Here is a 12,023-nt window from a genome sequence, read left to right as displayed (position 1 = left end):
GCAGATTTAGAATACAGAACTCATGAAGATTGGTATCATTGGCGCTGGAAGTTTTGGCACTGCACTAGGTAGTATATTAGCGGACAAGGGATATGACGTTATCCTTTGGACCAGGAGCGAGGATCAAGCAAGATCCATAAATGAAAAACATATAAATACCAAACATATGCCGGATTTGGTGCTCCCGGAGAAACTAAAAGCGGATACCAACCTCATCCATGTTGTCAAAGATAAGGACATGATTGTTTCGGCACCTCCAAGCCATGCGCTTTCGGGAATTTTGAAAGAAATCAAAGACCATATCCCACCCAAAGTTCCTATTGTTTCCGCCTCAAAAGGAATCGAAAACGAAAGCCTAAGACTTATCTCCGAAATTTTTGAGTCAGAACTTCCTGGACAATTCCATTCACAACTTTCTTATCTTTCCGGTCCCAGTTTTGCCAAAGAAATGGTCAAACGGGTTCCGACGATTGTGTCTATCGCTTCGAAAAATGAAGCTACAGCCAAACGGGTGCAAGAGATTTTTAGTTTTACCTACTTTCGTACGTATTGGACTCCCGATGTGGTCGGTGTAGAAGTCGGCGGAGCCTTGAAGAATGTCATCGCAATTGCCGCAGGTGTTGCAGACGGACTCGGGTTTGGTCAAAATACGAGGGCTGCTCTCATCACACGCGGGTTAAACGAGATCACAAGAATGGGAATCAAGATGGGTGCAGATCCTATGACTTTCCTTGGGCCTTCGGGAATGGGAGATTTGGTACTCACATGTTGCGGAGAAGGATCAAGAAACAGGACAGTTGGTTTTCGTCTGGGTCAGGGAGAAAAACTAAAAGAAATTTTAGCTTCCATGAATGAAGTTGCAGAAGGTGTCAAAACCACTCTCTCTGCAAAAAATCTTTCTGACAAACTGGGTGTGGAAATGGCCATCACCCAGGAAGTGTATCGGATGTTATACGAAGACAAAGATCCGAAAGAAGTTGTCAAGGCTCTCATGAGCCGAGATTTAAAACGTGAAGGTGTTTAGAACAGACGAACCAAAAGTATGATATATGTTACAACTTGTACCATATAAAACGTAAATCGAACATTCACTGCTAAAACACTTGTGGAAGTTAAATGAGTGAGGGATTGTAAAACCCTTGCTCCCAAAATCACAAAGCCTGCTTGGTTTACAAAACTATCAATCATCCCAAAACTCGAAGTTAAATAAACCACTGCCAAAAAGATGGGAAGATTTTCCAAACTATTGAAATGTGCGCGGTTCAGTCGCCAGTTGAAGTCGGATCCATGTTGGATCCCTGCAGGGAACTCATTTGATTTCTTTTTGCCGAGTAATACCAAAATGCTTCGGTACGTTGTTAAAGATACACCAAGTCCCAATGTCCATAGTGCAAATCCAATGAGTGTAAAATAAATCGTTTCCACAAATCCTCCTTTTGTACCAGAACCAAACTATATTGAATCAGATACAGGTGGAGATTCTAAATGACTCTAGTTCATTTGTAAAGTAATAAAATGGATTTCCTGATTTCCTTAGAAAACTTCGATTTATAAGCCAATTGTTTTGATTTGTTTCCAAACCGTAAGCCACGAGGAAGAAAAAAAATGATCGGGAGCGTCTGGTATTTCCATACAATCTAAACCATTCTGTTTGGCGAAGTTTTCTGTATAATCTTTGGGAAACCACCGATCCTCTTTGGGAAGAAAGATTGTATATTTGGTTTGCTTTTGGATGAGGGAACCATCCACAACAAATCCCGGTAGGAATAAATTCTTTAAAAAAAGAGATAAGTCTAACACTTGGATTCGACTGTTTTTGATCGATACAGTTAAATGTTGGATCTTTCCATCTTCTAACCACTGGGGAGTCGAAAGTGTCTCTAATATCTGTTTGTTGGGCGTAACCATTTCAGAAACACCGGGCAACAAAAGTAACCGACTAAACTCCTCAATCGAATTTGATTCATACAAAAACCGTAAGCTAAGAACACTATCTAAAATGGGGGAAAGTAAAAACAGATGGCGAAAGGGAATTTGGTTTGCATACATCATAAGAGCTGCTCCTCCCCCACTATGACCAATTCCATACAAGTCTTTGTTTAGATAACCTCTTTCCTTTAAATAGCCATCTAACAATTGTATGGCAGAATTCGGATCATAGATTCCTTCAGAGTTTCCATGAGAAGGAGGATTGAACCGAATTAGGCGTAGGCCCAAAGTTTCCAACTCGCTATCACGGATCCGAAATGATCTGGCATTCCCACCGGTACTTGGCCAAAGAACCAATACTCCTCGCATCTGGGCTTGCGAGGCACCTGATTCAATGATTTCTAAAAAATCGGATGAGTTGGTTTGTTTCAAAGGATTAAAATCCAAATGAAATTGTTAAACTTTACAGATTTATTATCCGTTTATCGTTTGATTTACAAAGTAGCGATGATGGGTTTTCCGTTTTGTACGATTACAGTATGTTCACACTGTGCCACATAACTAAGTTCCCCACGGCGGTTACTAGCCACAAGAGTCCAACCATCTTCTTCTTCATAAGCGGTTTGGCTTCCGGTAGAAATAAAAGACTCAATCGCAAGGACCAGGCCATTACCCAATTTCCTTTGGTCTCGTTTTTCTTCATAAACCAAAACTTGCGGTTCTTCATGAAGTTTTTTTCCCGTTCCATGCCCCGCTAAATTTTTGATCACAGTAAATCCATTTTCTACAGCAGCAGAATGAATTTCTCTTCCAAGATGACGTAAATAATTGCCAGTGAACGCTTGTTCTGTGGCACGCATCGTTCCTTCAATTGCCGTTGCACAAAGTTTTTGGAGTGTATCGCTTGACTCACCGACCACAAAAGAAATTCCTGTATCGGCATAGTAGCCGTCTAATTTTGCAGATACGTCTATATTCACTAAATCACCATTTTTTAAAATGGTTTCTTTTTTGGGGATTCCATGGGCGATCTCAAAATTGGTACTGATACAAGTATAACCAGGGAATTTATAATCAAATTTGGGAGCAGAAAATGCCCCAGCTTTTTCGAACTCTTGTTTGGCGACAGTATCCAATTCCCAAGTAGAAACTCCAGGTTTCGCTAGGAGTTTTAATAACTCACGCACCTTAGCTACGAATTTTCCTGCTTTTAAAATCCCTTGTAAGTCTTTTTCATTTTGAATCGACATCTAAACAATCTCCCCACCACAACTGGATCCCGCACCTGCAGTACACCCGTAACAATGATTTGCTACTACGATATCGCGGCTTAGGAAAGATTGCAAATCGAAATCTTTTAAGTGTTTCACTTCTCTCGATTTTAAATCCAACATTTGGTTAAAATCACAATCATATACTGTCCCATCATAAGCTACAGAAATTTGATCTACACACATAAGACCATTCACTGTTGTTGGATTGTAAGCATTGACAAGAGTATCCATATACATTTCAAATTTACCAGCTCTCACTAAAGATCCCAAAAATCGATTGATGGGAAGGTTGTTGATACAAAACAGTTGGTTGAATATAATTCCAAACTTTTTAGAAAGAGATTCTTTATACTCTCTTTCTAACTGCGATTGACCTGAGCTTAAAAAAAGTCCATTGGGGTTGTACACCAAATGAATGGGGAGGGTTCTCCCATAACCAAGATCATTTAACTTCTTTAAGGCGGTGATTGATTTTTGAAAGACACCTTTTCCTCTTTGGTTGTCTGTAGTGTTTTCCAAAACAGAAGGAAGTGACGAAACAATTTCTACTTGGTTGCCTGCTAAAAATTCGTACAACCATTCATATCCCGGTTCTTCCAAAATGGTAAGGTTACAACGATCGATGACACGTTTACCTAACTTTCGTGACCTTTCTACGAGATATCGAAAGTGTGGGTTTCCTTCGGGAGCACCTCCAGTAATGTCTACTGTTTCCACTTGCGGGATTTTAGAAATCAAGTCCAAACAAAGATCCACAGTGGCCTGATCCATCATCTCAGTTCTAATCGGAGATGCATCCACATGACAATGCCGACAGGCTTGGTTACACCACCTACCCACATTGATTTGGAAAACCTTCAGAGATCTTGCAGAAATTGATTTTCCTACAGTTTCAAAAAAAGGCTTCCCACTATATGCGTGTAAGGTGGATATTTGTTCGGTTACTTCCATAAACTAAAAAGAAAGTTCATCAATTTTATTTTGCATTTGAACACTATGAACCAAACTGATTCCAGCGGCCATCGCTGCTGCTACATGAACTGCTTCATTCATTTGCGCTTCGTCTGCACCTTTTTGTAATGAAGTAGTGGTATAAGCATCAATGCAATAAGGACACTTTAAGGCATGTGCCACAGCCAGGGCAATGAGTGCCTTTTCTCTTTCTGTGAGAGCACCCTCTGCCATCACCGCATTGTAATATCCGAAAAATTTGTCTGCTAAAGCAGGATTAGTACGACCAATTTCGCCAAATTTACCAAGATCTTTTGCGTTATAATAATGATTGTTTTCTGACATAGTAACTCCTTATTGTTAGACTTTTAAAAGTAACCAGGGAGTCAATTGTGGCAATTTGTTATACCCAATGCAGGACGTAGAATTTTACTCAAATTGCCCAACAGATCGAACAAATAAATCTAGATATTAAGTAATGAACTTGGGTCTACGTTTTTCGATGAGGGAGTGAAATCCTTCCTGTCCATCAGGAGATAAAATCACCTTTGTAAAAAGATCTGCATCGATTTGAAAAAGAGATTCCATTCGGTTACGATAGGGTTCTCGTAAGGCAGTTTTCATTCCCCTGCTTGAGTTGTTCGTGAGTTTTGCAAGTGATTCAGCAAATTTCATTGATTCACCAAACAATGTTTCGGCGCTATACAATTCATCTACAAGTCCAATTTCTTTTGCTTCGGGACCTTTGATTTGTTTTCCCGTATAAAGAAGGTCACGAGCAACTTTGACACCTACCAAATCTTGTAAAACAATGGTTGGAATGGATGGGAAGTTAAGACCAACAATGGCTTCGGAAAATCCAATCCTTGCCCCTTTGTCCACCATATACCGATAGTCAGAAAAAAGTGCAAATACAGCTCCTGCGGCCATACAATGTCCGTTAACTACAGCAATGGTAGGAACCGGAAAATGAAAATAGGTTTGTGCAGTTATTAACAACTGTTCCACGGACTTACGAACATCGGATTCTGATTTTCCATACATCAGTGTGGGTTCGATCCCGTTGGAAAAAAACTGCGTTTGTGCGGATGTAAAAAGTAAAACACGCAAATTTGGATTTTCTGCATGTTTTTTTAAGATTTGTTCGAATAATACGAAAGCTTCAAAATCAAATGTGTTCTTTTCATTGGACTGCATCTTGATTTCCAAGATGCGGTCTCCATGAAAAATCTCTGCAAATGGAGTCATATTAACTGTTTTTGTAGAGTTCCAAAATTCTGTCTTTGTATTTTTCCGTAATTACGTGTCGTTTCATCTTCATTAGGTTTGTTAGCTCATCACCAACTTCGAATGGTTTTGTAATGAGTGTTACGTACTGCACTTGTTCAAAGTTTTTGAATCCAGTTTTAACACTGTTAAAATTACGAACTTCCTTTTTGTAAAAATCTACAATCCTTGGATTGGTGATTAGTTTATCAGGATTTTTTTCAGAGATTCCATTTTCTTCTGCCCAAGGAATGAGAGCATCAAAATCAGGAACGATGATAGCACCGAGGACTTTTTGGTCTTGGCCCACAATCATCGACTGTTTGATGTAAGTTGATTCATCGATTTTATTTTCGATTGGAACTGGTTCTACGTTTTCTCCACCAAGAAGAACGATAGTATCCTTGGCACGACCCGTGAGAGTCAGGGTTTTTTTAAAGTTAATCATACCGATGTCACCGGTATTCAACCAATTGTCCACAATTGTCTTTTTGGTAGTTTCTGGATTTTTGTAGTATCCTTTCATTACCTGAGGCCCTTTGATGTGAACCACACCCTTAACACCTAACTTACCAAAGATGATATTTCTTTTGTCGTCGATATGACAAAGGACATTTCCAACATCATCACGAATTTGCACTTGGCTTAAAGGAACAATATCACCGACTGATCCCATCACTGGTCTGTCAAAAGTCCGAGCCGAAATCACAGGACCTGTTTCTGTCATTCCGTAACCTTCAAGAACTGTAATCCCAATATCCATAAAGAAAGCATCCACATGTTTTTGCAGAGCTCCACCACCAGATAAAGTGGCACGTAAATGTCCACCCGTAGCTTGGCGAATTTTGGAGAGAACAATTCGATCCAAAGTAAAGGAGTTAAAAAGAGCTCCGAGGCCCGCAATCACATAAAGTGGAGTTTTGAAGGCACTCTCCTCAGGCAATCCAAACTGTGCTGCCAAAATGGCAAGGATAGTCACAGTGAATGGACCAGTTAACAAAAGTTTAATGACAGATAAAACAGACAATCCTAATGATTGAAAAATATTTCTTCCTTCATAGTCAACTTCCCAACCTTTTAAAAATCGAATGGCAGCATGGTAGTGTTTCGAAAAAAAGTAAGCTACTTTGAACAAAAATCTTCTCACAGGAGGAGTTTGTTTTGGGTCGTTAATGCGAGTGTAAATCCCATTGTAAATACTTTCCCAAACACGGGGAGCCGAAGCCATAAAGGTAGGTCTTGCTTTTTGGATGTCGTTACGAAGTTCTGTTACTTTTGTATAATAAGTGGAACCACCGTTAATAATCGCAAAGTACTCAACAACACGTTCAAAGATATGCCAAACGGGGAGAATGGACAACATACGATCGTCAGGTGATACTTTAGCAACACGAGGAACTACATAGTGCATTTGGTGGATCATGTTGGAATGCATAAGCATAACACCCTTTGGCATTCCCGTGGTTCCAGAAGTATAAATGAGAGTGTACAAATCGTCCGGTTTGATTCCGGCCATTCGTTTTTCAGCTTCTCTTTTTCCTTTGGCACGCATATCTCTCCCTTTTTCAAGGAGATCATAAAAATGAAGAATTCCAGCACCTGATTTGAGTTTGGTGTCTTTGTCCATAATGATGACGGTTTTTACCGACTTCACTTGGGATTTGTTGTTTTTGTATTTTTCGTAAACTTTGTCGTTCTCAACAAAAACAATCTTGGCTTCCGAATGGTTCAAAATATAAACAATTTCTGAATCTGTGATATCAGAACCCCGAGGAACGTTGGCGGCACCTGCAGTTAACACCGCACAATCGGCGATGATCCATTCCATACGGTTGTCAGCGAGAACTCCAATGTGTTCTCTTGCCTTAACTCCTAAATCAACGAGGGCTTCGGCAAGTGCGAGCCCGTCTTCATAAAGTTCCTTGTAAGTGAGGGCTTGGTAATCCTTTTGGGCATTCTTATACCAGAATGCGGGTCTTGGACCAAATTTTTCTGCGGATTCCTTATAAACTTCTGCTAGGTTATTTGCCATATCTCTCCATCTAAAAGCGGTCTTTATGATAGACCCTACTTTCAGATGGTCAAGAGAAATTTAGGCATTTAGTCCCAGTGGAACCCTTCGCGTTGGTGTCCTTTTTTCAGATGGCGTTCGCGAATTTCGCGGAGTTTGGTCATTTGAGAGAGATTGAGTAGGTTACCTGCCGCAAGTCCCATTTGTGGGAGCAGGCTTTCGTCTTGTGTGTTGGCTAAAAACTGGTTGGTCTTCACAAAGGAGCTTTTAAACTCCAAATTCATATCGGGATAGAAATCCATACAAGCCTCCGTGCTTTCCGGTTTCCGGGGTATTTGTTTTTAAGGTTTCCCACCATCCGTGGTAGGTAGCCTTTCCCCAATATATGTATCGCCGGAAAATGAATATCCTGAAGCAAAAAATTTTGCTTGTACTATTTTTTTTTATCTGGTTATTGGTATTCGTTCATGACGATTCGATTGGAAAATTCTACTGGCAGACGAAACGGGCGTTTCGTAGCTTACGAGTATGGGGAAGACCTATTTGGCACCCTGTATTTGAACAAATTTTCGGGTCGAGAAAGAGGTCGTCTGACCGACAAATGGAGATTAAATGACTTAGGAAGTCTCATCCGTGTTCTAGACACAGAGATTTCTCGCAGGGAAGAAGAAAATTACGAACGACCCCTTTTCCACTAACCCAACTTATGTTTTCCTAAACCTTAGGAACAAACGTTACCAAAACAAAATACAATCCCTTTCTCAAAAACTAAGGAAAGTTTCTATTTTCCGCTTTGTTACCTTTACCCTTTTTACTAGTGCTCTCATACTTTGTTATCTAACCAAACAATCCTGGAAAGAATATGCGTATTCCTTTCTCATTCTCATTCCTTTTGTCTATTTAGTGCAGTTGTATGCGAAGCGGAAAATACAGATCCAATATGCAAAAAAAACCTACAGTTTTATCCAAGAAGAAATCTACAGACTCCGTGGTGAGTTTAAAAAGTTAAAAACAAGAGAACTTTGGGAATATCCAGAAGTTGTACGGAACCACCCTCTATCGATTGATTTAGACCTTTGCACCAAACAGGGATTTCTTGGAATTTATGATACCACCATTACCGAAATTGGATTTCAAACCTATCTCAAACGTTTTTTGCAAGAACCAATTGAAGATATAAACTTAAGTTTTGACCCTAGTGAAATTAAAAAAATTTTAAACCAACCTTTCCGTGCTTACCATTTGCTCCGAAAATTTTTGGTTCCTGAATCAGAAACCAATGAAAAGTTTCCTCTACCGCGGGTGAGTGCAGAAAATTCTTTTTGGAAAAAAAGAGGGTTTTTAAAGTATTTTTTCCCAATTTGGGGGATATTCTCGCCTATTTATTTGGTTCTGGGATTGTTATTTGATTTGCCCCTGATCCCTTTACTTCTACTAACCAATGGACTATTATTTTTGAGTTACAGAAATGACTCATTAAAACAATGGAAAGAAATTAAAACTTTGTCTTCTGCGGCAGGAAGATTTGAAAAAACTTTTGTTTATTTGGCAAAAGATCGAAAGACCACCAAACGAATGATAGGTCAAATTTCTTCTTTGGGAGATTCTTCCGAATTACTCATCTCTCCCCTCCCTCACCTCGTTCTCAATATTTTATGTTTGTGGGACCTATGGAAAATTAAGTCCTTAGAAAAATGGAAACTAAAGTTTGAAAATCTTTGGAATGATCTGCAAGTTCTTATCATAAAAACAGATGCAGAGCTTCCTTTTGTGAATTTTGGGTTTTTGTTTCCAGAAGCTAACTTTGCCACTTCTTCTCCCGGAGGAACCTTAAGTGCGATGAGTTTGGTTCATCCTTTACTTCCCAAAGAAAGCCGTGTGTTCAATCCACTCACCAAAATGTTACCTGGTGATTTAATGATTGTCACAGGATCTAATATGAGTGGAAAGACTACTTATCTAAGATCCATCGCCATGTCATTGTTACTTGCGGGAACGGGAGCTCCTGTACTTGGTTCCGAATTTGAACTTCCTGAATTCCAAATCCATACACTGATTCGCTCACAAGATTCCATGGAAGATGGGGTTTCCTTTTTTTATAGTGAAGTGAGGCGTTTGTCTTCCATCATCCAAACGGCAGACAATCACAAGAAAGTTCCTATTTTATTTTTGGACGAAATTCTAAAGGGAACGAATTCCAAAGAACGTTACATTGCCACTAGAGAGATTCTTTCTGTCTTACGGGAAAAACAAACGATAGTATTTTTAACAACTCACGATTTAAAACTCGCAGAAATTCCTTGGGCCAAACGATTCCACTTCACAGAACTAGAAGTAGATGGACAAATGGATTTTGATTATCAAATTCGAGATGGGGTGTCCGGTTCCACAAACGCTCTCAAAATTTTGAAAAAGGAAGGAATTCCGATTCGTAACGAAGAGGAATGAAATTTCTTTTCTAAGTCTTACTTACCATCGTTGTCATACTTTGTCATCAGTGATTCATACGTTGGTTTTATTTTTCCTTTTCTTCCTCTTCCTCACCAAACAGTGATTTAATTCCCTTCCAACCTTTTTTTACACCACCAGAAACATTATCCACAGCTTTATCAACATAGTCAGACATAGCTGATCCTGCAATCCCACCAACAGCGGCACCCGCAGGACTTGCAAGAAAGATGGTACCTGCATAGACGGAACCAAGCCAAATGGGATCAATGAATGGGGTCGAAACTCCATAGGTTCCACGATAGATGATGGGAAGTTTTAAAGCTCTGCCAGCAACACCTGGGAATCCAACGGTGAATTTCATATCGATGTTTTTATTGAATCCAATCTTTCCACCACCAGCCCCTGCAATTCCATCTGCTTTTAATGTGAAATTCATTATTTCAATGGTTTCCTTTGCGTAATGAAAATCGAACTTTAGTTCGTTATATGGTGTAGCTCGGCTAAAATCTATCTTTTTCAAGTTGATTACGCTACCAATTGAACTGATAGGTTTTAAAATGTTTGTATAACTTAGTAATTCTCCATGATTTGCATTGATGTTACCAGTGACGGATAGGTTGGAAATGAGAGCATCTTCTGTATCCGCAGGTGATGACAAAACAAATTCGGAATCCAAACTTCCAGTGATAGGTGAAATTTTAAAAAGATCAGTAAGTATAGGTGCTACACTTAAATTTTTGACATTCCCTTTGATTTCAAGACCAGCATTATTTCCCCAAAGATAATGCCCGGTTCCGACCGCCATTCCTTCATAAGCCTTTAATTCATATTTTGTAATATTTAATTTTCTTTTTGCATAATGAAGATTTAGTTTTAGAGAATCAGCATGAAAATCCTCAGCATTTAGATTTCTTAAATTAAAAGTCAAATACACATTCATTCGATTCACATAACCAGTGCTTGGTATATCTCTTGTAAGAATTGATTTTTCGAAATCAGGATCCACCCAGATTTTGATGACTTTGATGATACTAGGAACATCTAAATAATCTGAAGTTCCTTCAAAAGATATTGTTGGAGACAAAGGCGGTTTTAAAAAGTTAACATATCCCGATCCGTTTAACTTAGACTTTCCTTTCCAATCAACAACAACGTTGGCGAAAGATAATTTAGCCTCACGAATATCATAATTCATAATCGTTGAGACATACCCATCTGCAAAAGTTTTACCATCTTTTAATGCCAAATCACGAATATGCATTCGATCTACGATAGCAAATATTTTTGCTTCATCTCGCTTATAAAAAGAAATGTTACCTGTCGTTTTTGCAAATCGCAAATCTCCATTAGTAAAAATGATCACTATATCGTGAAGATCTGTTCCTTTTAAATTTTGAAATGAAAATTCGCCTTCTATACGTGCAGATTCATAACTCATTTCATCTGTAACAAATAATACATTTGTACTAAATGAAATGGGATCACCATTTAGTTTACCATAAACATAAACATCCAAATTACGCAAATCAGGATCTAACTGAAAAGTGGTTTCCCAAAGATACAACTTGATATTGCGAGAGTACAGTTTATCTTCAAAAAGAATGGTAATGTTTTTAATTTCAATTTGGTTTACAAAGTTTGCAAAAGTCTTTGAGAAGTAATACTTTGTTTCAGATTGAACAACTTCTTCAATGGACTCTTTTGTTTCTTGGGCAGAGGATTCAGCTTTGGAAAGGATTCTTTCAAAAATTGGAAAGGATTCGTCCTTTTCACGAGCAATTTCCACAGTGCCCGTATTGAGATAGATCTTTTTTATTTCTAAAGGTTGTCCAACAAAAACTCCATAATAAACTTCAATCCTAAGTTTGTGGACTTGAATTAACTCATCATTGTTTTTTGATACAGTTACCTCAGCCAATTCAATTCCTGGAAATGGAAAAAATACAGGTTCTGAAGATTGATAGTTCACCTCTAGTCCCGTTAGTTGGTTTGTCGTGTCGAGAATTAGTTTTTTATAATAGTCTGGATCTGCTAATAGTGGATACAGAATAAAAAACATAGTCATAGAAACGACAAAAATCAGAGTCAGTAGGATTTTACCGACGACTCCTTTGATTTTGTCTCGAATGCTTAACTTCATT

General features: G+C 38.8%; 12 protein-coding genes. 3 read left to right on the top strand and 9 right to left on the bottom strand.

Annotation, left to right across the window (positions count from 1 at the left end):
* The first annotated feature begins 22 nt into the window (after positions 1-22).
* Positions 23-1,024: an NAD(P)H-dependent glycerol-3-phosphate dehydrogenase gene (locus tag LEP1GSC199_RS03240; RefSeq protein ID WP_002976988.1), complete on the top strand. Its 1,002-nt coding sequence runs from the start codon at positions 23-25 to the stop codon at positions 1,022-1,024.
* On the opposite strand, the gene LEP1GSC199_RS03235 is transcribed toward LEP1GSC199_RS03240, so the two are convergent.
* The 8 genes from LEP1GSC199_RS03235 to LEP1GSC199_RS03200 all read right to left on the bottom strand — a co-directional run bounded on the left by LEP1GSC199_RS03235 (position 1,021) and on the right by LEP1GSC199_RS03200 (position 7,733).
* A complete protein-coding gene (locus LEP1GSC199_RS03235) occupies positions 1,021-1,425 on the bottom strand; it encodes an MAPEG family protein (RefSeq protein ID WP_002976937.1) in 405 nt (134 codons plus the stop codon). The genes LEP1GSC199_RS03240 and LEP1GSC199_RS03235 overlap by 4 nt on opposite strands.
* 123 nt (positions 1,426-1,548) lie before the next feature.
* Positions 1,549-2,361 carry an alpha/beta fold hydrolase gene (locus tag LEP1GSC199_RS03230; protein WP_002977165.1) on the bottom strand — a complete coding sequence of 271 codons (813 nt, stop codon included), beginning with the start codon at positions 2,359-2,361 and terminating at the stop codon, positions 1,549-1,551.
* Between the two features lie 62 nt (positions 2,362-2,423).
* On the bottom strand, positions 2,424-3,179 hold the full coding sequence (gene map, locus LEP1GSC199_RS03225) for a type I methionyl aminopeptidase (RefSeq protein WP_002976832.1): 756 nt from the start codon (positions 3,177-3,179) through the stop codon (positions 2,424-2,426).
* Positions 3,180-4,154 (bottom strand): arsenosugar biosynthesis radical SAM (seleno)protein ArsS, encoded by a 975-nt coding sequence (gene arsS, locus LEP1GSC199_RS03220; RefSeq protein ID WP_002976969.1) that lies wholly within the window; start codon positions 4,152-4,154, stop codon positions 3,180-3,182.
* A 3-nt stretch (positions 4,155-4,157) separates the two neighbouring features.
* Entirely contained in the window at positions 4,158-4,499 is a 342-nt protein-coding gene (locus LEP1GSC199_RS03215; RefSeq protein ID WP_002976941.1) for an arsenosugar biosynthesis-associated peroxidase-like protein, read from the bottom strand.
* A 126-nt stretch (positions 4,500-4,625) separates the two neighbouring features.
* Entirely contained in the window at positions 4,626-5,402 is a 777-nt protein-coding gene (locus LEP1GSC199_RS03210) for an enoyl-CoA hydratase/isomerase family protein (RefSeq protein ID WP_002977174.1), read from the bottom strand.
* 1 nt (position 5,403) lies between these two features.
* Positions 5,404-7,452 (bottom strand): AMP-dependent synthetase/ligase, encoded by a 2,049-nt coding sequence (locus LEP1GSC199_RS03205; protein ID WP_002977060.1) that lies wholly within the window; start codon positions 7,450-7,452, stop codon positions 5,404-5,406.
* 68 nt (positions 7,453-7,520) lie between these two features.
* Positions 7,521-7,733, bottom strand: coding sequence for a hypothetical protein (locus LEP1GSC199_RS03200; protein ID WP_408611802.1), 213 nt, complete (start codon positions 7,731-7,733; stop codon positions 7,521-7,523).
* A gap of 165 nt (positions 7,734-7,898) precedes the next feature.
* Between LEP1GSC199_RS03200 and LEP1GSC199_RS21615 the strand changes: the two genes are divergently transcribed.
* Positions 7,899-8,129 (top strand): hypothetical protein, encoded by a 231-nt coding sequence (locus tag LEP1GSC199_RS21615; RefSeq protein WP_002977237.1) that lies wholly within the window; start codon positions 7,899-7,901, stop codon positions 8,127-8,129.
* Positions 8,130-8,334: 205 nt separating this feature from the next.
* Positions 8,335-9,879, top strand: a complete 1,545-nt coding sequence (locus LEP1GSC199_RS03190) for a MutS-related protein (protein WP_002977258.1) — start codon at positions 8,335-8,337, stop codon at positions 9,877-9,879.
* A 67-nt stretch (positions 9,880-9,946) separates the two neighbouring features.
* On the opposite strand, the gene LEP1GSC199_RS03185 is transcribed toward LEP1GSC199_RS03190, so the two are convergent.
* On the bottom strand, positions 9,947-12,022 hold the full coding sequence (locus tag LEP1GSC199_RS03185) for an AsmA family protein (protein WP_002976953.1): 2,076 nt from the start codon (positions 12,020-12,022) through the stop codon (positions 9,947-9,949).
* Between the last annotated feature and the right edge of the window lies 1 nt (position 12,023).

Origin of the sequence: Leptospira vanthielii serovar Holland str. Waz Holland = ATCC 700522, assembly GCF_000332455.1 — a bacterium.
Lineage (GTDB): Bacteria > Spirochaetota > Leptospiria > Leptospirales > Leptospiraceae > Leptospira_A > Leptospira_A vanthielii.
The sequence above is the reverse complement of the archived record's forward strand: the minus strand, read 5'-3'. Positions and strand labels throughout refer to the sequence as shown.

Coding starts and splice junctions, on each gene's coding strand:
- LEP1GSC199_RS03240 (WP_002976988.1), top strand. CDS start 23: ATGAAGATTGGTATCATTGGCGCTGGAAGTTTTGGCACTGCACTAGGT.
- map (WP_002976832.1), bottom strand. CDS start 3,179: ATGTCGATTCAAAATGAAAAAGACTTACAAGGGATTTTAAAAGCAGGA.
- arsS (WP_002976969.1), bottom strand. CDS start 4,154: ATGGAAGTAACCGAACAAATATCCACCTTACACGCATATAGTGGGAAG.
- LEP1GSC199_RS03215 (WP_002976941.1), bottom strand. CDS start 4,499: ATGTCAGAAAACAATCATTATTATAACGCAAAAGATCTTGGTAAATTT.
- LEP1GSC199_RS03210 (WP_002977174.1), bottom strand. CDS start 5,402: ATGACTCCATTTGCAGAGATTTTTCATGGAGACCGCATCTTGGAAATC.
- LEP1GSC199_RS03205 (WP_002977060.1), bottom strand. CDS start 7,452: ATGGCAAATAACCTAGCAGAAGTTTATAAGGAATCCGCAGAAAAATTT.
- LEP1GSC199_RS03200 (WP_408611802.1), bottom strand. CDS start 7,733: ATGGATTTCTATCCCGATATGAATTTGGAGTTTAAAAGCTCCTTTGTG.
- LEP1GSC199_RS21615 (WP_002977237.1), top strand. CDS start 7,899: ATGACGATTCGATTGGAAAATTCTACTGGCAGACGAAACGGGCGTTTC.
- LEP1GSC199_RS03185 (WP_002976953.1), bottom strand. CDS start 12,022: ATGAAGTTAAGCATTCGAGACAAAATCAAAGGAGTCGTCGGTAAAATC.